Origin of the sequence: Candidatus Nitrososphaera evergladensis SR1, from assembly GCF_000730285.1 — an archaeon.
Taxonomy (GTDB): Archaea; Thermoproteota; Nitrososphaeria; order Nitrososphaerales; family Nitrososphaeraceae; genus Nitrososphaera; species Nitrososphaera evergladensis.
This window is the reverse complement of sequence record NZ_CP007174.1, coordinates 178,539-198,129: the sequence shown is the minus strand read 5'-3', so window position 1 is coordinate 198,129 and position 19,591 is coordinate 178,539. Positions and strand designations below refer to the sequence as shown.

The window sequence follows — 19,591 nt, the reverse complement described above, 5'->3', positions numbered from 1 at the left end:
TGGCGTTCCTTCTTAACAGAATCGCCAATCTTACGTACTATATAGCGCCGTGATGTATCTCGCAAAATCTCCTCTTTTTGAATACTGCATCCCAATGCTTTCGGGACAGGTCTCGGCTAACGATTTTGAAAGAAGGATGATACCCATTTGTCCCAACAACTCTAGAAAAGCCGTTTCAAATAATTCCGGCCTGCACATGATTGCTTCACGTATATCCATCGACTCGCCAAAGTAATCGCCAATTATTTTAGACATGACTACATCGTATGCCTCTCTACCTAATGTTGCTCTGACGTTTTGCAGCATTGCATCAACTAAGACGCTGATATTGGTTTGAAACATAGCAATACACCTGAATATAGTAAAAAACCTCAGCAGATTTAAGAATATTGGTATACCCTTAGTTATTGTAAGATATAGTCATCAGTTACGGTACGAAAAGGCTGAAAATGAAAAGAATCGGGAAACTCGCCTTTCAGCTAGCGGTTGCACCCGCCCCACCATGAAGGGCCTGCTAACAATGTTACGCAAGCCCTTAAAGGCTTGAAAGTTCCCTAGTACACGATGAATATTGAGAACGAAGCAGGAAACATAGTCATTGCCAAGACATACAATAGTTCTACTAATAACGGTAGGAAAGTTTCATACGCATTTGTAGATCAAGCGCATGCACTCTGCCTTGACAAGAAGGATATCATAATTGCCGAAATAGAAGCCTGTGAACGATTGTTAAAGTATGCCGAGAATGAATCTGACCAAGAGACAGTTAAGAATGAGCTCTCAGAACTTAAGATGGCATTGGACCTTCTTACTTAGGCTAAGCACTCTCTGATGCTCGTCCTCATTGTCCGTCATATGCCCCACGTAATTCTATACATTTCCTATGAACAATTATTTTCTATTTTCATCTCGAAACTCGTTTAGATTGATTGGACATACTGGATAACACATGTCAGATATCGAACAAGATGCTAAAAATGCAGCCAAGAAGGCTAGAGAGGGTGTGGAGGATGCGGCTGAGGATGCTAGGAAAAGTACAGAGGACGCCGCAACAAAAGTCAAAGAAGGCGCAGCAGATGCGGCTGACAAGGCCAGCTCGGCTTTTGACAAGGCTAAGGAAAAGGCAAAGGACGCTCTAAAGTAAAAACAACTGTACGCTCTCGCCTTTCTTTTTTTGTTTTGACTTTTGGTCATTTTCCAGCTAGGGAATCATTAATGCTCGCCTTCCCTGGGAGAGGCTCGTTCCAACTGATACCAGATACTTCTAGAAGTTGTATGTGTCTCGTTTATCTATGAATAACACTGTAGGCTTCTTTGTATGACAACAACTATAGTTCGAATTGAACACGCAGTTGGCAACTTTGAAGCTTGGAAGAAAATGTTTGACACCGATCCTTTAAAGCGGGAAAAATCCGGCGTGCGACGTTATCGGATATTGCGGCCAAAGGATGATCAAAACTATGTAATGATTGATTTGGAGTTTGATAATGCGACACGGGCGCAAGCTATGGCAGAAGCCTTAAGAAAGATGTGGGAGAGTAGTAAAGATGCGCAGACTGTCATGCAGAATCCCAAAGTTCGGGTTGTGGAAGTCGCAGAGACCAACGAATATAGAGAGGACGCATAACCCTTCTGCCTTTCTCACTCGGCGCCACCACGCTCACGACGCCGCCCACGCTCACGGTAGCCGGGATCATCATCTCAGCTGCGAAATATGTATAGACGGATTTGCCAAGGAGAAGAGAAGGCAGGAACTATTTTGAAGTGCGGTTTGGACACGGAGTTAATCTACGCATTATTCGTACTTTAGTTCTCTCCCGTTCGATGCACATTTCTTAAAAATCTTAACGGCTCAGCACTCACTTGATCCAAGCAGGGAAGCAACGAATAGCGGAAAAAGCGACGAGTCCTAAGTAAATAGAAGAGCAGCATTGCAAGGGGAGCACCGGCGTTTCAACTAAGCGGATCTTTTGATGAAAAAAAGTAATGGGAGCAGCCCTATCACTGTGCCGCTCTCTGTTGTCTGGTGATTCCCGCTATTTCCTGCGCCTTACTTTTCAAGTCTTTGTCAAGGCCAGGTGCAAACTCTTCTTCTCTATCTGGAAGCACTGGGACATCAAAGCCATCTGGCAATCCATCCATTGTTTCTATCTCTCCATCACCAAATGGCGATTCTCCTTTGAAGATCTGACCAAGTTGTGATTCCTTTGAGAAGGTCCATTGTTGGTTGTGCAGGTTTTTCTTTTCCAGTGCTTTAACTTCCGGCATCTTATCCGTGTCAACCTTTGGAACAGGCAGGACCTTTCCCCAGTTGACGCCCAGTACTTCAAGTGCCTTTGCAAAAACTTTCTCATGGGCAAGGTCTCTTACAATAAGATAGGATACTGTGGACCGAAAAGTTTTGTTCTTGCTCATTTCATATAACCTGCACTTTTGAAGCCGGCCTGTCGCTTCAAGCATCAGGTTGTAGAAAAGATTTAGCACCAGATTGCCGCTGTCATAGACGTACAGCGCACTCCAAGGGTTGCCTGCGGCGTCGACCGGCCTTGAGCTTTGTGCTGCAACTAGAAAATGATGAATATTCCCATTCCCGTCGAGTGCGTCGGCAAGGGGCAATGAATCAGGATCGACAGCCTTCGTAGAAGACGAAGTAGAGGAACCGTCCAACAGCATATTGATAGTTGTGGAAATGAGTTCTACATGACCTATCTCTTCTGTTCCTACGGCCCTAACTACGTCACGAAAAGGCTTGGCATCGCCCCGAAAGTTAAAGTTCTGAAACTGGTACTGCATCAGTGTACGCATCTCACCGAACTGTCCTCCAAGTCCTTCCTGCAGGGCTTTTGCAGCTGCCGGATCAGGTTTGTCTTGTTTTATTTCATTAACTAATTTTTCGACCGATAACCACATTTTCTAGGGGCATATTCGGGATCGAATTATTAATGAGTCATGAACTTGTCTTATTAAACCGGATTTGTTCCATTATGCTTCGGCAAAGTCTACCTTTGCAGTTTCAACGCACCTGCCGCAAAATCTCCGAACAGCGACAAAATTTTCCAAATCAAATACCGCCTCTTTGGTTGCCTCTTCTTCGCATTCTTCGCAGTACTGTCTTATCATGTTGCGCTTTGGTTTCAAAGGCCTTATTTCGATTGGTTTTTGCATAATTCTATCAGTAAATTCATGTCTTAAAAGGAGCCGGTTTACACTTTCATAACTTTACTTTGTTGCTTCGGAATTATTGCAATGTGTACTGCTTTTTACTTATGTGCCATCATGCCGTCATACCATACATGCTCGGCGCCTGATGCGCCCCGCTTAAATTCGAGCATCATATCTCATCATGGTTGCAACAGTCACAATCACGCTGAACACAAATAGCGGCATATTCATGCTGACAGTCAAGGCATATACATTCATGACAAGTTAGTAGCTCGGCTTCCATATGGTAATTACCTCAGCTATCTCATTTAACGGACACGGACAACAATATCAGATTGTGTCTCTATGTAATGTTGTTGGTTCAATGTTCTTGCCTATTCCAGTCGCCCTCCGTTTCGGGCCCTCATAACTGACTTTTGTGCTTCTCAAAAAGGTAGAGTAGACCTCTCACCAAATCACGAGCTTGACCATCATCCAGTTTCCTAATGAAATCTGTGTTTACGCCTAACTCTGCAAGTTTTATACGGTCCCAATTCTTCCATAGCGTCTCATATGTCTCGATTTCGGCTGCTGCCATCGTTGGCGCCGTTCCCGTTCTCCTCATGCGTACGTCTGTCATTTTGGCATGTAGCTACTCGTGCCTGTATTTCTACTAGAAGGCTCTAGCTGAAGTAGATTACTGAAAATGATACCGTAAATAGGGAACTCGTACAAACAGTGCGAAAAACTGACTATCAGTTGGACATATCTGCACGGTAGTCTACAACTTACTGCCCATGCTAACTTCGTCTCATGTTTTGCCAAATAGTCAACAAAACTGACTGCATTGCTAGAATTAATCTAGAGTCAATACAAACTTTGTAACAATCCTATATGGAATCTAAGCCTTTGTACTCAACCGTGCGCTCGCTCCACTCGCCCTCCATTCAGGCTCTTTTGGATTGGGTATTTAGAGAATTTTCTTCTGGAAAAAAGCCAATCTCATTAATATTATAAAATCGCTATAACGTCATGAGAACGACAACTGGAACGGGAACGAGACCGTTGGGCGTTAGCATAATCGCCATCCTGAATGTCATAAGCGGCATTATCATGCTGATAGGCGGGACAGGATTGGCAGCGGTAGGTTCTGCACTCCCGACCATGACTACTGTCGATCCAAACGCAGGCGGCCAAATGGCCCTTGTAGGACTCTTAGGTGGAGGCGCCGCAGCAGTAGGAGCTGTTCTCATAGTACTTGGCATAGTCTCCTTCATAGTGGCATGGGGCCTATTCAAAGGAAAAGGATGGGCATGGACAGTCACTATTATCCTCTCGGCCATAAGCGTCATCATGGGCATCGTCTCACTAGTAGGCGGGAACTTTGGAGCAATAGTTAACATCATCATAGCTGGTGTGGTGATCTACTATCTGTACCGGCCACATGTCAAGGCATACTTCGGAAAGACTGCTACTACAAGCTTGGTGTAAGAAGATGCAAGAAATAACAGCGGCAAGTCAAGGGGCAGATTGCCCAAATCTGCCCATTCCTTTCTTTTATTTTTTGTTCGGACCATCATCGCTCGCCCGATGCATAGTCAAAAATCTTTAATTTTCATAACTCCAATATTTCCTATCAGGTGTCTCACACCTTAACGTGCACACCTGAATACCTAAATCCTAAGTTTCCATCCCCGTCGTTTGGTCATAGCGGCGGGGATACGGTTTCTTGATTGTTTCTTTTTCTACGTACCGACATATTGACCACGCTCTACCACCTGGGCTAACGCACGCTCGATGCCCTTCAGCGACTGCCAACTAACATTTGCCGCTTTCGAAAAAATAAAATATTGTATTTTACATAACAATACTTGCTCGTAAGCTCAATGAGCGGGTCGTCGCTTACGTATGCTAGGTAGAGACTTAACGTCCGTATCCGTGTTTGCCCGCCTTAGTTTACGGGTAACGAGACGTACGAACTTACGTGACGACAGAACGTGCGTATCTTTGACGTGAGCCTGTATGTATGCCCCGCCCTCTATGTGAGATAGCCTATCTGGATTGAAGAGGGCGGGGCCCGCATAGGTTGTGAATTGTTATGGCCATGCAACCCTCCCCTGATAATCCATTTCCGGATGAGGGCCCTCCGTTTGAATCATCAGAAGTACCTTCCCTGCACACATCCGGAAAGGAAGGGGCAGTTACTGTTCAAAACCATGCCATTATGAGGCTAGGAGGGTAAGAAGTTGTATTGCCAAAGCGTAAATGTGGCTCGAAATCACATGTTTACAAGAGAAGGGTCAGAGAGTGGGCAGCAACTGTACGGGGCGCGTGTCCCAGGTGCCAGATTGTGGGGCGGATTTTAATGCGTGGCTCTTTTCGGTATCCTACCTACAAATGTAAGACTTGCGCAGCTGTGATGACGCTGGCCGATTTCTAGCTTTCCTGAAAAAATAATTTCCCTTAAATATCATGACCTAGAATTTTCTTCCATCATGGCTGAAAAGACGGTAAACATCTCGTCGCTCAAGTCGCCCTGGCTGAGCAGCCTGAGGCCCAACTCGGCATTGCGAGCTTTGATTGCCTCCGAGCCAGATGTTCTCTCATGTGATGAACGGATTGTAAAATTACCAATGTTACAAAAGATATTTAGATACAAAACGTCTAGCGCGCAGGTAGCCTAACAATCGACTCGTTTTCAACTATGTGTGCAACCCACTCCCATCCATTGCCAATCCATTTCTTGAGCTCGGAACGTGGAACAACCTTCTGGGAGTTACCATTCAAGCCCAAAGCTTGTTTGTGATTGCCGGCGATGAGCTCCGATATTTTTCATCGGATATGGTCCCTAAATCACCATGTTCCTTAACGATATCTTGAATTTGTTTATCACTGAATCCGCTAATTTGTAAGAACCGTTTGTTTGTCTCTTCTCTCAGTTTATCGAATGAGTGATCATGGTTCTTTGAAGTAATTAGATATTTTTCAGCCGCCTTAGCATAGGCGGATCTCATTCTCTCTATAACGTCCTCGGGTAAGCCCTTATTCACAGTGTAGACAGCTTCAATACTGCCTTTGTGGCCCATCCAGAACTCTCTCCAGTCCTTTATGATAATGCCATCATTTTCAGCAAGCATCATCCATGTGTCAAAATAGCGTCCAAGGACATAAGGTCGCCATGAAAAGCCCACCTTGGCATAAGAATTAACAATGGCGCCCTTAACAGGAGTGTACTCGTATGTCTATATCCATATTATTATTATCACCATCGCGTTTTCTATGCGAGCGGTAGTGTAAAGGCAAAGGTTGCACCTCTTTCGCCGTCTTTGTTGTTGTTCTCCGCCCATATCCTTCCCCCGTGAGCTTCGACGATGTTTTTTGCAATGAAAAGGCCAAGGCCCGTGCCTCCCCTTTCCCTGTCGGCTGAAAACCTTGTGAACAGCCTTGGAAAAATGTCGGCGCTTATCCCTGCTCCCTGGTCTTTGACTGATACTACTACTTCATTGCCTTTCTTTTCTGTTGTAATTGTTACTATCTTTGGCGTTCCGTCAGCGCCGCTACTACTATCATTATTATTGTCTGAAAACTTGATTGCATTTCTAATCAAATTAGAGATAACTTCGAACATCCGTAATCTGTCTATGTTGACAAGCAGCGGAGCTGGATTGCCTTCTGCATCTTCTTTTACAGCAGGCTTGAACTGTATGTCGATATTTGCATCTTTAGGAATCCAACTCTTGGTATCTGCAATCACGTTTCTCACCTTTTGGTTAATATCCATTATTTCTCGGTCCAGCTTCAAAGTGCCAGCTTCAATTCTTGTAGCGTCCAAAATCTCTGTAGATAGTTTTTGAAGACGTTTGGCGTTTCTTTCAAGTATTGCTAGGTGCTTGGAAGAGATTGCCACGCTCTCTGGATGATCGTTGTTGCTGCTGTTGCTGTTGCTGTTGCTGTTGCTGTTGCTGTTTCTCAACATCAATCTTTCTTTTAGCAAATCAACAACTCCCATCATCGGCTGTATAGGAGTTCTAAGCTCATGAGCGGCAATGTTGATGAATTCTGTCTGCATCTTGTCATGCAAGCGAAGCTGCTCGTTTGCAGCCTCCAGCTGTCTGGTTTTCTTTTGCAAAAGCTCGTTTGACTCTTTTAACTCGATTGTTTTTTTATCTACTGCTTTTTCCAAGTTCTTATTCCATGAAAGAAGCAGTACAATCACGGCGCTAGCCACGCCACCAATGATTGCAGGCGCCGCTAGCCCAAATATTCTCTGCTCCCCTAGTATTCCTTCGACATTTGTAGCCAACGCGTAGTACGTTCTTACAGTTATAGTCCCAAAGTGATTCTGACTGCTGTTGTCTGCGAATATAGGATAGCCGGTAAAGACCGCTTTAACGCCGGAGAATGTAAGCTGCACTGTTGCAGGCTGTCCACTGACGGATTTTCTAAAAAAGTCATCTAGTAGTTGGGGTTCGCCTTTGGCAAGGGTCGGGGACACCCTTTCCTTAAATGTGTCGCTAAATACCGATGTCCCAATCCTCTCGGGGTCATCAGAGGATAGCACTATGCCATTTCTGTCAATCATCGCTACTCTACTCTGATACCTTGGAAAAAGATCCGACTGCAGTACTCTGTCAACTTTGTCAAGTGGTATTCCAGCTGCTACTACACCCTGAAACACGCCATTGTCATCGACTAGCGGATAGGAAATGTAGAGTCTCCTGACGTTATCAAAGGGAGTTATTATAGGGGGACTTTGGTAAGGCCTTAGAGTCTTCTTTGTTTCCGCGTACCATTCTTCCATAGAGACGTCGGAACCGATTATTTTCAAAGCCGTGGCATTATTGTTGTTGGATAAAGTTGTCGAGGCCGCATTTTTGGCCAAACTGACGCCACTGCTGTTGTCGCCAAAACTTATCCATTCTATCTTGCCATTTCTGTCTGCCAAGATGTAAAAGTCAGTCAGGTCTTCTGTCAAGTCCTGCCTTGAGCCAAAGATGGCCGGAAATCGAGCAACTTCATTTCCAAATACCACTGGGGAAAGAGTTAGGGTCTGCAAGTTCCCTTCTACCTTTTGGATATCCTTTCCAAGCATGCGTGAAATAGCCGCCGATTGGACTTGAGTATTGTACTGTATCTCATCCTTTGCCAATTCAGCGATCCTGTCGATAGTATATTGATAATACTTGTACGACACGATTCCTAAAATTATAGCAGTAGCAGCAACCAACACTACCAAGAAAAAAGTCTTTTTTCTTTTTGAAGAAGAGGGGAGAGCATAGTCTTTGCGGTCTTGACCAGAGGCGCCATCTTCTGTCATCCTGTGAGCAGCACCACCATATTCTTCTGTCTCTCTTTTTCTCACCGGATCATTCATGACTTAAAAGTTCTTTTTCCTAAATGCATCGGCATCAGAATCCAAGTCTAATCTATTTTGCGGTATGGTGCTGCACTTTGCAGCTGCCTTTACTTTATCCTCTGTGTACATAATACAGCCTTTTCTTCGCAACTAGATTATAATGAATTACTACTTGCATAGCGTTCGCAGCCTAAGTGACTACCTGGCCAAGTAGTTATGCAGCCCAGTTTTTCTCTCTCCCTCTCCCTCTCTCGGTATATGTAATTTGGGAGATTAAGTATTATTATAACTGAACAGGAGGACCTTCCAAGATTTGCTACTCGGCAGTTATTTACTATCGCTCTCTCTAGCAATCAGCACATGCACACAACAACAACATCATCATCCGCGCCCCCTCGCTCATCGTACACCAATTTTCTTGAGAAGAAGTGCCATAACCTCTTTCTTTACCGTCTGACGGGAGGAGAGACCAGTGACAGCGGGAGTGTGGATGATTTAGTGATTCTTGTACAATAAACAGACAGAAGAATAGGCAGGAGCGCCCTTGCAATGCTGATAATAACAAACGGAATGGAAAATATCAAGACAGTATGTGCGGTCATCATACTCGCGCCGCGTTGTTGGACTTGGGCGCATATCTCAATGCGGCACGAGTATCAAATAATTTTACTTCCGATGAAACATCATATAGAACATCGAGGTAAAAAAACCGGAGCTGATGTCTGTCTGTCTGTCTGACTGACTGAATCTACAACAACATTCAATCGTTGTCGATCTATGACTGTCCTATCTCAATCTTGGCAATTTCACCAAGACAAATGAAATTGCCAATGCCGATGATTTGAAAATAAACGTCCCTATGCTTGTTGCAGAAGGTGTAGAAAGTACAAGAAACGTCTTCCAAAGGCAAGAACGGGCTTTTATTGACAGCATTGTCCATAGTAATAGTAATAATAATAAATACATCACCCCTGCGGAGCGTTCATTTGAACGCAAAACGCAGGCTATATGGCACAGAAGTAAACACGGTAACGGAAGCAACAGACTTCAGACAGCAACCTCGCTCTCACCAATGCGAGTGCCTACGATGTATCTTTTTATTGAAAGCCTTGAATACTTTGGTTGGCAAAAATAAGAACTGAAAAATATGTTCACCAACGCCCATGCATATGATCGATTTATGGGTCGATGGAGCCGCCTAGTCGCGCCACTCTTGATAGAATTTGCAAAGCTCCCTGAAAGTGGCCAAATCCTTGACGTTGGCTGTGGTATTGGCTCTTTGGCTTTCACTATTGCAAGGCTTAGGCCTCACTGCAATGTACTTGGCATCGATGCCTCAAGCGACTACATTGGTTATGCCAAATCCCAGATTCGTTCTAGCAGTAGGAGGATCCAACTCAAAGTCGGCGACGCACAGAATCTTCCTTTTCCAGACGCAATGTTTGATAGTAGCTTGTCTTTGCTTGTGCTAAACTTTATCCCAGACGCTCGGAGGGCGGTCTATCAAATGACAAGAGTCACAAGGCCGAGAGGTCGGGTTGTAGCAGCGGTATGGGATTATGGCGGCCGCATGGAAATGCTACGAATATTTTGGGACGCAGCAGTGGCATTGGATACGGATGCTGAAAGGTTCGACGAAAGGAAGATGCCGCTATGCCATGAGGGTGAGCTCTCTGCACTATGGAGGTCTGCTGGACTTTACGATATCTCTGAACATCCACTGGAAGTTAAGATGAATTTCAAATCTTTTCCGGACTATTGGGACCCCTTTCTTCTTGGCCAAGGTCCTGCTGGCGCGTATGTAAGGCGGATTGGGAAAGACAGATCTCTGATGACGCTGCGCGAAGATTTGAGGGAACGGTTGGGGCTCCAAGATGAAACAACTCCATTTACGCTGCATGGCCAAGTTTGGGCCGTACGTGGTTCCGTCCCAGAATCAAAATGAAACAAGAATTCACCCATCCACCCGTAAAACGGTGTGGGTTTTCTCCGTTTCCTGTATCTTTCATATGATAATGGTTATTAGTCACGCAAAGTGTCAACTAATCCAAGTTAGTTAGGTTCTATGCAGAATGATGTACTAGAAAGACCGATCACTTCGTACATGAACCGGCTGTATGTAGTTCTTGATGAAAATACAAATGTTGCAAGCGCCGTCCGGCAGATGAACTCCCAGAATGCAGAAACAATTATTGTATCTAAAAATGGCCGGCCCGCAGGCATTGTCACTGACAGCGACATCCTCGACCAGGTGGTGATGAAAGGCGAGGATTCCGACCAAGTCTTTCTCAAGGCCATAATGTCAAAGCCGCTTGTCACCATCTCTCCAAGAGGCACAATAAGGCAGGCCTTGCAGCTTATGCGCATAAACCAGGTGAAGCGGCTCCCCGTTGTTGCCGATGGTTCAGAGGTACTTGGCATAGTTACCCAGGTAGCCCTGGCAAATGCTGTAAGGACATCGGTCCTTGAGAAGACTTTTAGCCATTACAGGAGCGGTATGTTTACAGAAAAATACAAGCCCATTCTTGGCAACCTAGGAATTCTCCTACAATTTTCAGGGGTGCTGCTTGTAGTTCCAGCGTTTATAGGAGCCGCCCTGGGCGAGAGTACGAGTGCGACAGGCATCCTCTTTGCAGTCATCGGACTTTCGTTTGCAGGGTTCTTTTTGACGCACATCGGCGAGAAGGGTCCGATGAACCTAAAACAGGCATCGATATTCATTGTAAGCGGTTTTCTTTTGCTGAGCTTGTTCGGCTCGATACCATACATCTACCTTGATCCATTTAGGCCGAGTGACGAGATGTCTCTTTCTTCGCTGTTCGTGAACAGCTTCTTTGAAAGTGCGTCCGGCTTTACCACCACCGGCCTTTCCATCATTAGCAATCCCCAAGACCTACCAAAGAGCCTTGACTTTTACCATTCGTATACTCAGTGGGTCGGAGGCCTGAGCTTCATGTACCTGGTAATGATCATATTCTTTCCCGAAAGAAAATTGAATGCCATGAAGAGTGTCCTTGGAGGCGGCATGCTAAGGGTAAAGGAGCTCTTGATCACCATCGTCGTGATCTTTACTGCCTACACCATAATCCTTGTCCTTGCAATGGTATTTGTTGGCCAAACAGATGTCCTGAACGCCACCGCACTTGTATTTAGCTCAATTACAGGCGGCGGGTTTCTCCCTGATACGGACTTGATAAGCCCGTTACACCCGGAAAGGATGACTTTTGTGGCGGTGGGAATGATCCTCTCGGCTCTACCTTTTGCGTTTCATTACTATATCTTTGCCGCCAAGTCAGGACTGCGGGAGAGAAGGACGATAAGTCTGGAAGTAGCAGTCTTTTTCCTCGTAATGGCAGCATCAATTCCCATATTCTATGTATTGGCCGGAGGCCTTGACAACACCATCGACCCAGCAGGGGTGGCGACAGCAACAGCAGAAGGAAGTGATAGTAGCAATAGAAGGAGCAGCAGTGGCGATGTTGTCGTCGACATCTATAGTGCTGCATTTCATGTACTCAGCAGCGCGACTACTACCGGCTTTCAGTACCTCAACATCCAATCACTTTCCCCCGTTGCAAAAATGTCTTTGATCCTGCTCATGCTTGTTGGAGGAACGGCATTTTCCACAGCTGGAGGAATAAAGATCGGCAGGTTTGTCATACTCTATCAAGAACTCGCAAAGAAGGCAAAGGAGAAGACAACAACAACAGCATCATCACCATCTCCTCCAATAGCAACAGGCTCTACTTCTACTTCAACTTCTATTTCGTCCACAGCCAATCCGTACAGGAGTTCAGAGTTTTTTGAGGGACTGCAAGAACATAATCAAAAGAAGCAAATAGATGCGGAAGAAGAGAAGATCGATCGTCAAAAAGCAACGCACTTTGTGAAGAGGGTGAAGGTCACAACAAGCAAGAAAATAGTGCGGGAAATCCTACTCGTCATCTCCCTCTATATCTCCATCTCGGTGGCTACCGGATACATTATCAGTGTTGTTACTGGATCTAGCCTTGAGGACGCGTTGTTTGAATCGGTGTCTGCAATATCTACGGCAGGATTGACCGCAGGAATAACGTCGGTCGACCTGGACCCATTTTCAAAACTAATTCTTGCCGCAAATATGATTGTCGGCAGGTTTGAAATTATTGCCATACTGTATATTTTCTTTAGCTACTTTAGAAAATAATGATACTTTCTGCACCGTACAAAAGAGGCGGCAGATATAGCTATACTCTTGAAAGAGACTAGTATTGAACGTACAATCACTGATCTCTGTGGAAAAGCACCCTTGGGACCACTTTGAACGTTTTACACTTGATGAACCTTGCGCGGTCAAACTGGCATATGTTGACGGCGACAAGCGCCTCAGCCCGCAATACAAAAATTGCAGGGAGTTGCGGCTTTATTAATGAAAATGCGAATGTTTTGAGTACGCATTTATTCAATACACACACATACATGCATACACACATGCATACACACGTTCGCACATTTACCCTCCCAGCCGGCCGTTAGCGAACCGAATACAAACCTTGTCGAGCACGAAGACCGGACAAGCCGTCGTAAACTGTAAAGCTTAGTAGCGGGCTGTATAAAATGCCGACTTCGAGTGTAACTCCAGACAGAAAGAAAAATGCCAGTGTAGTAATCGCGGTAATTTGCCTCAAACGACCTTAAATTGGAAGCTGAGGATTTAGGCAAGCGGCAATGACTGTTGTAAAGTCTTGGAGGAGGTGTCAGATACTGAATATCCGAATTTAACCGTACAAAGTTTTGGTCAAATCAACTGGATAACAATGTCGACTCTTTGCTATATGACTTGCAACTATTTCCATTCTGCACAATACTTTAAAGCAATGCAATTTAGGCGTTCATAAAATGAAAGCAAGTATGGAAATAATAATAGTAGCAAAAAAATCTAGCAGTCCGCGGCCTCCTTTCAAACAATTGGTGATGTTATCCTCACCGAGATGCGCAGCCGGGTGCTCTAGCATATCTTCTGAGGTATCGTGCAACGCACACCCTACTACTACTTACAAGACATCGATGGTCGAATTCTTCTTAATGGCGCCATCTTCCTCATGCTCCTTGTCATCAACTTATCCTGCTGCTGCATCGACGAAGAGTTTGTACATGTACGACAACAGTCCGCTCTCTTCTTCATCATGAAAAAGCAATTCCAAAAAAAGATGCTAGAGATCGCTGCAAGGACTACAATCGCCTCTATCATCGTATTTATGGCAGCAGCTCCTTCCATCTTCCTGCAGCCTCATAACAGAGCGTATGCTCATGTTCTTGGAATAACAAGAGAAGTTGACAACAAGTACCTAGTCTCCTTTCAACTGATCCCGCAATTTCCAAGCGCAGGCAACAGGACAGACCTACATTTCAGCATAAAGGAAAACAACTCTGGTCTGAGCAATGTGAATCTGGCGCTGCAGATCGTGGACAAGAAATCCGGTGCAATTGTCCATCAGATGCCCTACAAGACTTATGAGATTAGCGACGTCTCGATACCCTATACGTTTCAGAATAATAGCCAATATACTGCAAAGTTGCTAATGCGGCTTGACGACGGAAATGCGGAGCACATGAAAAAACCACTTGAAGCTGACTTTGACGTCAATGTCAGGCATACCTCTGTGATTTCGGCGCAAGAACTCCTGGTTGTGACAGTACCTTTTACCGCAGGTCTTGTTGGCGGGATCTTCTTCCTATTCAAGAAGGTGAGATGAGGCAGGGAGCATGGTAGACGAAGAAATGAGAAGATTTGACAAATGCCAAGTCAAAATGGATCGGGAGATGTCTAGCTTGGATGGATGTACATGCCCAAACGGGCGAGCGTATCAAGGCTGAGCGTAATGCAATCCAGAGGGTGATGGAACCAAGCACGTTATACAGCCCCACCGAGAACGTCCTGTCAACCTCACACTAGATAGAAGGGGCTTTGATCGCAGACCCTTGGAAGTTATAGTTGCGCATGCGCCCTTCAGATAAGAGGCTCGCCCTTCGCCATCAAAGATGATCTTGATTTAAGGTACATATATTAAAATTATATAGCCTCCTTCTAGAATTACTTACCTATGAAGGATGCAATCGTTAGCAGCAATGCACCATCATTGTCATTGTCTTCGTCATTGTCCTCGCAACAACAGGCGGCGCCTGTTATTGTCAACAGTAGTTCTACTACGAATAGCACCGATGTCCCTACCCGCGCGCTTTATCCATTTTTTCCAAAGGGTCTAGAGCCTGATCATGAACATGTAATTCTTGGTCTAGAAGTCAGCGTGCCGGCAACCAACATTGTATTCAAGCGTTGGAAGGGCAAGCCCATCAAAGACGACATGGCTGGCAAGCCGGTGGTTGAATATGAGGGAAAGCCGATGTTTGCGGAACTCGCAATAGTGAAAATGGCAGTCAGGAGCGGATGGTCGGCATTCTGGCAGAAGGCGTATCCTGTGCGTCAAAGTGGTCCTTATTATTATTCTGAATGGAGAGAAGACGTGCCTCGTAAAGATCAGGTCACATCAAGTTCCCTGAATAGTGCTTACCAGGAGCAAGTGCAGGCATCGATTGCAAGATACAATGGCAATTCTTTTCGCGGGTGCTGGGAAGTCATTGCTTGGAACAAAGGGAGAACACTGTATATGAAATCAATGCAATCCAAGAAAGATACCATCAGAGACAACCAAGTGCGATGGTTCTCTGCTTCCTTGTCTGCAGGGTTAAGGAGAAAAGAGAATTTTCTCGTAGTTAATTGGCAATTTGAAGATTATTAGTTCTATTGAGGTATCAAAAGCGCCTAACTAGAGGGCATAACAATGATACTTTGTTGGCAGAAGATTGCCCGTCGGCGTTCAGCTAGCTGGGAGGCCACTTACGAATTACGCATTCTCAAGATAGCTTACACATATGAGCAGAGCAGTACAGAGGCTGCAAAGGCAGCTAATTCAGATACTTAGCCGCATGTGTCCAAACAACAGATATTGCACTACGTATATGTAATACATCAATTTCGTACCATGACGGTTACATTTATGTATGTGCTAATGGTAATACATAAGGTATGGCAAGTGCACCACTGAGCGTCAGACTACCTGAAGAGACAAGAGAGAAGATGAAGGAGATAGACATCGACTGGGCAGAGTACATCAGGACAGCCATTGAAGCCAAGATACGAGAATTGCAGAGAAAAAAAGCGGCAGATTCGATGGACAAAATACGGGAAAGGACAAAGTATGGTGAATTTGACTCGACCAAGTCAATAAGAGAGGACCGCGATGCAGCAGCCTGACAGGTTCGTCTTGGATGCAAGCGTTGCGGCAAAATGGTTCAACAACGAAAGTCTCACTGACAAGGCCATAGAGGTCAGAGACGCCTTTGTGCAGGGTAAAATACGCCTTTTGGCTCCAGCTCAGATGGTGTACGAAGTCGGAAACTCGATCTGGAAGAACAAGGCATGGATAGCTGAAGCAGAAAACGCCATGAATGCTATTAGCAATCTTATTGACATGGAGATAGAGTCTATGCAGTTAAACCAAGAAATGGCGATGGACGCAATGAAGATTGCACGCGACCATTCTATTACCTTTTACGACGCTGCATACATTGCCTTGGCAGATCACTTTGACGCCACTTTGATTTCGGCAGATGATGAAATCCTAGCAAAAACAAAAAACAAGAGCAGAAAAGAGAACAAGGAAAAACCACTGATGAGCATTATGCACCTAAAGGATTTTCAGATCTGAGAAAAACGCCGGTCAAGAGGAAAAAGAGAGCACGATCAAAAAGTCGGCAAACTCAGAGGCTTACTCCGGTATAGGCATATATACGACAATCGTAGAACTATGCTAACAGGATAGGACGGTCACCCGGATTGCTTGTTCTTTGCGAAAATGGCTGGAAGTATGCGAGATTGGCATCATAATACTCCACCATCAATCCTAACCACCCGGCCTATCCTGTTAGTTTAGTGTTTGTGTCTTTGTGTCGCTTTTTGTAGCATGCGTGTACTGTGTGTGGTAATCTGCGATGTTAGCACCATATTATGAAGGCGGTTCACCACGTCCCCTTGCTGCCCCTGAAGTATCTTCAATTTCCCGATGTTCATGTGATGCGCCATATGCTCCTATTCTGCCTGTATACTCACCGGTAACTTCAAGAACATCGTCAGAGTCAGATATCTCCTTGAGGATCTCCAGGTTAAGCTTTTGGTTTGTCACATAATGCGTTCCATGGTCATATATCTCAGGGCTCATTCCTGTCTTTTCGATAATGTATCTTCGCACCCTCTGCGGATCAAGGCCGGGCTTGGTGAAGACCTCTACCATAAATATTGGATCATCCGAAGGGTCTGCCATTTGGCGTTGAAGAAGACTGTCAATGAGCGCGGGTTTTACCTTTGGAAGATATGTCCTGTACTTTTCTTGCAGAGTTTTGTAGGCAGTTCTTATTTCATCAGTCTCTGTCATATCTCTCTGTATTAGCATCCTTTTAATCAAATGAATTTCGTTTTCGGTTGCATAGATCGGCATTCAGAGCAGTACAAAAAGCGGACGCTTGTACTATGTGTAAGTATTATCGATTTTGCGAACTAACTGCCCGCAACCTCATCGTATTCGATGCAGAGGGGTAGATTATCCCTCCTTATAGGAGCTGGGAAAGGGCACACTGTGATGATCCGCAATCGGACAGAGCTTTAGTAAGTTCTGTCAAAAGTGGAACATCATATAATATTACCATCATAGTAATCCACAATCTATTTAGAAACTTACCACCATAGTAATGATCATATATGTCGTCCTATGGCGAGCTGTGGGCCGTGCTGGGCAACTGGAGGAAGGAGTTTTCGAGCGGAGACTTTGCCAGAACTTTCTACAGTCCCGACCCAAACAAAGTCCTGCACGACATGGCCAGAAAGGGCATGCTCGAGCGGGTCAGTACGGGAAGGTACAGGGTCAGGAGCACAAGCGAATACGTATTCTCGAAATACGATGCGGGTAGGGCCTACGATTTTCTCCGCAAGGCCAAACTGCCATATGCGCTTACAAACGTGGACGCCGTCTATGCGTGGACCCGCGGCGGGTACAACACCGACAGGTTCTTCGGCTTTTATCCCGTGCACGTCAGAGTGGCAAGGGACGACCTGCCAGAGTGGAGAAAGATGCTTGCAGAAAGGGGCTGGAAGTCGGTGCTGTCCGGCGAGAACCCGAGAGACACTGTTCGGGCTGTTCTTCATACTCTACCCCGAGAAAGGAAGGATAAGGGCTGAAAAGGTCGGATCGTTGCGGGTAGACTCTCTCGACGATACCATAAAGTTTTGCAAGGACAACATCTATGCTTTCGAGCCAGCGCTTGAAATGCTCGACGAGGAGTATAACCTGAAGCTTGGGGGGGCAAAGTACAGGGAAACCAAGACCAACGTAGCAGCGTGGTGATGCAAAAAATGCTTCGTGACGACCTAGAAAGCAGAGAGACGGAGATAATCAGAATCCTGTCGTCTCTGCCGAAGGGCTTCTTTGTCGTAATCGGCGGGTACGCAGTCAGCGCGCTGTCTATTCACAGATTTTCGGTAGACTGCGACATGGTCATTTTGAGAAAAGACGCGATGAAATTTTCAGATCTTCTTAAGAAGGAAGGCTACAGGAAGGAAAAGTCTGCCAAAGGTTTTGACGAGGCCCACCATAGCGAGGTCGACATCTATGTGAAAAGCTTTGGAGGAATGCGTGTATCTGTGGATCTTTTCATAAACGGCATCACCTCGCGCAAGACCGAGGCATGGTGGAATTATGAATACATCAAGGAAAATTCGACAGAAGCTATAGTAGTGGGCACAAAGAATTCTGCCAGCACTACAGTGCCCACAAAGGAATTGCTCATGGTCATGAAGATGCACTCTGCAAGGGACGTGGACATGCGCGACATTGTGATGCTGAGCGAGGGTGTGGACTGGACTGCAGTCCTGAAGCATGCAATGCGGAGGACAAAGAGTATTCTGGTAAAGCAGGTCACGGAGATAATCGGAAGGATGGAGGAGGAGCAATTCATCCAGTCTTTACGCGCGGCGTTTGGGCTCAGGCGCAACATAGAGCCTCTCATATCAGACTGCAAGAAAAACCTGTCAAAATTGCGACAAAAAATCGAGTCATCATCAAAATAAACAATTTTACGTGCAAGTAGTTATTTTATTCTAGGTCACATTTTCGTATAGATTCGAATCCAGATAGGCTCGAGTACTCCGAGTCTGGACAAGTTCATCGACAATGAGTAAAAAATAGTATCCCCCTGTTTACACACAAAAATCTACAGGTCTGTCGTAAACGCTGAAGCTTGGTAGCTAGTATATACTCTGCCAGCTCCATCGAGCATCTTGAGTCGAAGAAAAAGAAGAACCTAATAACGTGAAACTGCGAAGAGGGTACGCTTGCTCCATCAGGCTAAAGGACAACAAGGTGGTGCTGCGCGGAGGTACCGACGTTTTTGCAGGAAGGCGTGCTTTCTCCTTTTTGCTCGTTTTTCTGTAGAAATGCCCTTGAAAATTCCTCGTGACCCTGAAAATAGTGGTCGTGTGTGTGTGAACTTCCCAACCGTTTGGCTCATATTCTCTTTAATAATATTGCGAGGTACCGGCGCTCGATAATGACTCGAACAAAAACAAGCTGCAGTAGACGAACGATCCTTCTAACAGGAGGCTCCTTGTTGCTGGTGTCTGTTCTGGCTATGGCTATTTTTGGCACTCTAGCCGGGCCACTACATATAGCCGGCATCCAGAGCGCATCCGCACAAGGCAACAACCTGACAGCATTCGGGAACCAAACCAGCGGCAACATGACAGCGTCTGGGAACCAAACGAGCAGCAGCGACGAAGAAGGCGACTTGGCCCAAGGCGACCCTGACGGAGACGGGATCTAAAAGAAAGATAGGTAGATAGATAATCATTAGTCATCCTCTTCAGGATGATTTATGCACCACCACCACTACTACTAGCCTTTTTTCTTTCTTCTTATTCCAAGCTGCCGCGTTTTGTCATTACTCTTATTTTGTGGCTAGCTACGATTGAGAATCACTGTTCTTTTCAAGGTGACATTTCTACAC

At 45.4% G+C, this 19,591-nt stretch carries 21 protein-coding genes; 15 read left to right on the top strand and 6 right to left on the bottom strand.

Features of this window, described 5'->3' with window-relative positions:
* Positions 1–30: 30 nt before the first annotated feature.
* Positions 31–342, bottom strand: a complete 312-nt coding sequence (locus NTE_RS01020; RefSeq protein ID WP_148699332.1) for a hypothetical protein — start codon at positions 340–342, stop codon at positions 31–33.
* A 222-nt stretch (positions 343–564) separates the two neighbouring features.
* Between NTE_RS01020 and NTE_RS01015 the strand changes: the two genes are divergently transcribed.
* From NTE_RS01015 to NTE_RS01005, 3 genes are all read left to right on the top strand, one after another.
* Positions 565–816: a hypothetical protein gene (locus NTE_RS01015; protein ID WP_148699331.1), complete on the top strand. Its 252-nt coding sequence runs from the start codon at positions 565–567 to the stop codon at positions 814–816.
* Between the two features lie 133 nt (positions 817–949).
* Positions 950–1,144, top strand: coding sequence for a hypothetical protein (locus tag NTE_RS01010; protein ID WP_148699330.1), 195 nt, complete (start codon positions 950–952; stop codon positions 1,142–1,144).
* A 174-nt stretch (positions 1,145–1,318) separates the two neighbouring features.
* Positions 1,319–1,627 (top strand): hypothetical protein, encoded by a 309-nt coding sequence (locus NTE_RS01005; protein WP_148699329.1) that lies wholly within the window; start codon positions 1,319–1,321, stop codon positions 1,625–1,627.
* A gap of 374 nt (positions 1,628–2,001) precedes the next feature.
* On the opposite strand, the gene NTE_RS01000 is transcribed toward NTE_RS01005, so the two are convergent.
* On the bottom strand, positions 2,002–2,910 hold the full coding sequence (locus tag NTE_RS01000; RefSeq protein WP_148699328.1) for a manganese catalase family protein: 909 nt from the start codon (positions 2,908–2,910) through the stop codon (positions 2,002–2,004).
* A 1,296-nt stretch (positions 2,911–4,206) separates the two neighbouring features.
* On the opposite strand from NTE_RS01000, the gene NTE_RS00995 reads away from it, so the two are divergent.
* Positions 4,207–4,632 carry a hypothetical protein gene (locus tag NTE_RS00995; RefSeq protein ID WP_226987101.1) on the top strand — a complete coding sequence of 142 codons (426 nt, stop codon included), beginning with the start codon at positions 4,207–4,209 and terminating at the stop codon, positions 4,630–4,632.
* A gap of 1,292 nt (positions 4,633–5,924) precedes the next feature.
* On the opposite strand, the gene NTE_RS00990 is transcribed toward NTE_RS00995, so the two are convergent.
* Together NTE_RS00990 and NTE_RS00985 are read right to left on the bottom strand one after the other, a co-directional pair.
* A complete protein-coding gene (locus tag NTE_RS00990; RefSeq protein ID WP_148699326.1) occupies positions 5,925–6,281 on the bottom strand; it encodes a hypothetical protein in 357 nt (118 codons plus the stop codon).
* A gap of 137 nt (positions 6,282–6,418) precedes the next feature.
* Complete coding sequence (locus tag NTE_RS00985) at positions 6,419–8,515, bottom strand: sensor histidine kinase (RefSeq protein ID WP_148699325.1); 2,097 nt, start codon at positions 8,513–8,515, stop codon at positions 6,419–6,421.
* A gap of 841 nt (positions 8,516–9,356) precedes the next feature.
* Between NTE_RS00985 and NTE_RS17020 the strand changes: the two genes are divergently transcribed.
* The 7 genes from NTE_RS17020 (at position 9,357) to NTE_RS00955 (ending at position 16,245) form a co-directional block, all read left to right on the top strand.
* Positions 9,357–9,632, top strand: a complete 276-nt coding sequence (locus NTE_RS17020; RefSeq protein WP_226987100.1) for a hypothetical protein — start codon at positions 9,357–9,359, stop codon at positions 9,630–9,632.
* A gap of 12 nt (positions 9,633–9,644) precedes the next feature.
* Positions 9,645–10,442, top strand: a complete 798-nt coding sequence (locus tag NTE_RS00980; protein ID WP_148699324.1) for a class I SAM-dependent methyltransferase — start codon at positions 9,645–9,647, stop codon at positions 10,440–10,442.
* A 120-nt stretch (positions 10,443–10,562) separates the two neighbouring features.
* Positions 10,563–12,683, top strand: coding sequence for a potassium transporter TrkG (locus NTE_RS00975; protein WP_148699323.1), 2,121 nt, complete (start codon positions 10,563–10,565; stop codon positions 12,681–12,683).
* A 979-nt stretch (positions 12,684–13,662) separates the two neighbouring features.
* A complete protein-coding gene (locus NTE_RS00970) occupies positions 13,663–14,232 on the top strand; it encodes a hypothetical protein (protein WP_148699322.1) in 570 nt (189 codons plus the stop codon).
* Positions 14,233–14,580: 348 nt separating this feature from the next.
* The gene (locus NTE_RS00965) at positions 14,581–15,276 is read left to right on the top strand and encodes a hypothetical protein (protein WP_148699321.1); all 696 of its coding nucleotides are present in this window, start codon (positions 14,581–14,583) and stop codon (positions 15,274–15,276) included.
* A 287-nt stretch (positions 15,277–15,563) separates the two neighbouring features.
* Positions 15,564–15,791 (top strand): type II toxin-antitoxin system VapB family antitoxin, encoded by a 228-nt coding sequence (vapB, locus tag NTE_RS00960; RefSeq protein ID WP_148699320.1) that lies wholly within the window; start codon positions 15,564–15,566, stop codon positions 15,789–15,791.
* Positions 15,778–16,245 (top strand): type II toxin-antitoxin system VapC family toxin, encoded by a 468-nt coding sequence (locus NTE_RS00955; protein ID WP_148699319.1) that lies wholly within the window; start codon positions 15,778–15,780, stop codon positions 16,243–16,245. The genes vapB and NTE_RS00955 overlap by 14 nt, the downstream gene beginning before the upstream one ends.
* Positions 16,246–16,542: 297 nt before the next feature.
* Here NTE_RS00955 and NTE_RS00950 read toward each other — a convergent pair whose 3' ends face one another.
* Positions 16,543–16,968, bottom strand: coding sequence for a hypothetical protein (locus tag NTE_RS00950; RefSeq protein ID WP_148699318.1), 426 nt, complete (start codon positions 16,966–16,968; stop codon positions 16,543–16,545).
* A gap of 323 nt (positions 16,969–17,291) precedes the next feature.
* Here NTE_RS00950 and NTE_RS00945 point away from each other — a divergent pair, with 323 nt between their 5' ends.
* The 3 genes from NTE_RS00945 to NTE_RS00940 are packed head-to-tail and all read left to right on the top strand — an operon-like array spanning position 17,292 to position 18,656.
* Positions 17,292–17,768, top strand: a complete 477-nt coding sequence (locus NTE_RS00945) for a hypothetical protein (protein WP_148699317.1) — start codon at positions 17,292–17,294, stop codon at positions 17,766–17,768.
* 13 nt (positions 17,769–17,781) lie between these two features.
* On the top strand, positions 17,782–17,934 hold the full coding sequence (locus NTE_RS16170; RefSeq protein WP_158384929.1) for a hypothetical protein: 153 nt from the start codon (positions 17,782–17,784) through the stop codon (positions 17,932–17,934).
* Positions 17,935–17,942: 8 nt separating this feature from the next.
* Positions 17,943–18,656: a nucleotidyltransferase family protein gene (locus NTE_RS00940; protein WP_148699316.1), complete on the top strand. Its 714-nt coding sequence runs from the start codon at positions 17,943–17,945 to the stop codon at positions 18,654–18,656.
* A 277-nt stretch (positions 18,657–18,933) separates the two neighbouring features.
* Here NTE_RS00940 and NTE_RS16165 read toward each other — a convergent pair whose 3' ends face one another.
* Positions 18,934–19,083 (bottom strand): hypothetical protein, encoded by a 150-nt coding sequence (locus tag NTE_RS16165; RefSeq protein WP_158384927.1) that lies wholly within the window; start codon positions 19,081–19,083, stop codon positions 18,934–18,936.
* 112 nt (positions 19,084–19,195) lie between these two features.
* On the opposite strand from NTE_RS16165, the gene NTE_RS00935 reads away from it, so the two are divergent.
* Complete coding sequence (locus tag NTE_RS00935) at positions 19,196–19,408, top strand: hypothetical protein (RefSeq protein ID WP_148699315.1); 213 nt, start codon at positions 19,196–19,198, stop codon at positions 19,406–19,408.
* Positions 19,409–19,591: the final 183 nt, after the last annotated feature.

Excerpts from the sequence above, each read along its gene's own strand:
- NTE_RS00945 (WP_148699317.1), top strand. The coding sequence starts at position 17,292 with ATGTCGTCCTATGGCGAGCTGTGGGCCGTGCTGGGCAACTGGAGGAAG.
- NTE_RS17020 (WP_226987100.1), top strand. The coding sequence starts at position 9,357 with ATGCTTGTTGCAGAAGGTGTAGAAAGTACAAGAAACGTCTTCCAAAGG.
- NTE_RS01015 (WP_148699331.1), top strand. The coding sequence starts at position 565 with ATGAATATTGAGAACGAAGCAGGAAACATAGTCATTGCCAAGACATAC.
- NTE_RS01010 (WP_148699330.1), top strand. The coding sequence starts at position 950 with ATGTCAGATATCGAACAAGATGCTAAAAATGCAGCCAAGAAGGCTAGA.
- NTE_RS00965 (WP_148699321.1), top strand. The coding sequence starts at position 14,581 with ATGAAGGATGCAATCGTTAGCAGCAATGCACCATCATTGTCATTGTCT.
- vapB (WP_148699320.1), top strand. The coding sequence starts at position 15,564 with ATGGCAAGTGCACCACTGAGCGTCAGACTACCTGAAGAGACAAGAGAG.
- NTE_RS00980 (WP_148699324.1), top strand. The coding sequence starts at position 9,645 with ATGTTCACCAACGCCCATGCATATGATCGATTTATGGGTCGATGGAGC.
- NTE_RS00990 (WP_148699326.1), bottom strand. The coding sequence starts at position 6,281 with ATGATGCTTGCTGAAAATGATGGCATTATCATAAAGGACTGGAGAGAG.
- NTE_RS00970 (WP_148699322.1), top strand. The coding sequence starts at position 13,663 with ATGAAAAAGCAATTCCAAAAAAAGATGCTAGAGATCGCTGCAAGGACT.
- NTE_RS01005 (WP_148699329.1), top strand. The coding sequence starts at position 1,319 with ATGACAACAACTATAGTTCGAATTGAACACGCAGTTGGCAACTTTGAA.
- NTE_RS00950 (WP_148699318.1), bottom strand. The coding sequence starts at position 16,968 with ATGACAGAGACTGATGAAATAAGAACTGCCTACAAAACTCTGCAAGAA.
- NTE_RS01020 (WP_148699332.1), bottom strand. The coding sequence starts at position 342 with ATGTTTCAAACCAATATCAGCGTCTTAGTTGATGCAATGCTGCAAAAC.
- NTE_RS00975 (WP_148699323.1), top strand. The coding sequence starts at position 10,563 with ATGCAGAATGATGTACTAGAAAGACCGATCACTTCGTACATGAACCGG.
- NTE_RS00940 (WP_148699316.1), top strand. The coding sequence starts at position 17,943 with ATGCTTCGTGACGACCTAGAAAGCAGAGAGACGGAGATAATCAGAATC.
- NTE_RS00985 (WP_148699325.1), bottom strand. The coding sequence starts at position 8,515 with ATGAATGATCCGGTGAGAAAAAGAGAGACAGAAGAATATGGTGGTGCT.
- NTE_RS01000 (WP_148699328.1), bottom strand. The coding sequence starts at position 2,910 with ATGTGGTTATCGGTCGAAAAATTAGTTAATGAAATAAAACAAGACAAA.
- NTE_RS00955 (WP_148699319.1), top strand. The coding sequence starts at position 15,778 with ATGCAGCAGCCTGACAGGTTCGTCTTGGATGCAAGCGTTGCGGCAAAA.